At 65.4% G+C, this 908-nt stretch carries 1 protein-coding gene; it reads right to left on the minus strand.

Going from position 1 to position 908, the window contains the following annotated elements:
- Positions 1-9 precede the first annotated feature (9 nt).
- Positions 10-832, minus strand: a protein-coding gene (locus D7W81_RS41335) for an IS5 family transposase (RefSeq protein WP_438503407.1) whose coding sequence is annotated in 2 segments (ribosomal slippage) — positions 10-483 and positions 485-832 — 822 coding nt in all. Because the reading frame shifts where the segments join, the coding sequence is not laid out codon by codon here.
- Positions 833-908: the final 76 nt, after the last annotated feature.

Genomic DNA, 908 nt, shown 5'->3' on the forward strand with positions numbered 1-908 from the left:
GCTTAGAGCCTATTTCGGTAGGAGCGAGTGGAACCAGGTGATGATGCCCAGCGCGAAGTGCAGCATCGCGACGTAGGTGTCCTCTCGCTTCTCCCAGCGCACCAGCAAGCGTCGGAAGCGGTTGAGCCAGGAGTGGGTTCGCTCGACGACCCATCGTGGAGAAGAGCGTCGACGCAGCATGGGCTTGGGACTGAGCTGGGAGCGACGTCTCGGCGTCCGGAGCGTGAAGCCATACTCCTGGGCCAGCTCGCGCACGGGCCTGAAGGCGTACCCCAGGTCGACGCACAGCGTCTGACGACGGCTCCGGCTCGGCAGAGGCCTTCGGACTGGAATCGATTCAAGCGTGGAGCGCGCCAGCTTGAAGTCGTTCGTGTTGGCGCCAGCGACCACGAGGCCGAGGGGGACGCCACGCGCGTCTGTCAGCAGACTTCTCTTGGTGCCCCGCTTCGCTCTGTCGGTGGGATTGGGGCCGGTTTTTTCCCCCGCCCAGCGGCGCTTTGCCCAGGGTTCCGTCCAGCGCCAGCCATCGCCAATCAATCTTCGCCAAGCCGTCATAGGCGAGCAGCCCCTGACGCCAAAACTCACGGAAGACGCCTGCGGCCAACCATTCCCGGAAGCGGCGGTAGGCCGAGGATGGATGGCACAGGCCCGTGGCCTTCAATGCGCCCCACTGCATCCCCGTGCGCAGCACCAGGAGGATTCCATCCAGAGCCCGTCGGTCTGGCACTCGTGGGTTATGGCACCCCAGCGGGTGCTCTGGCCGGGCCGGCAGCAGCGGCTCGATGCGTCGCCACAGCTCATCCGGCACTCGCCAGCCGTCGTCCTTCTTCACTACCCCATGGCCGCGTCCTCCTGCCTCTTCAACCCGGCAGGTGGCCGACCTTCTTCCCTACCGAAATAGGCTCTTA

The organism is Corallococcus aberystwythensis, assembly GCF_003612165.1.
GTDB lineage: Bacteria > Myxococcota > Myxococcia > Myxococcales > Myxococcaceae > Corallococcus > Corallococcus aberystwythensis.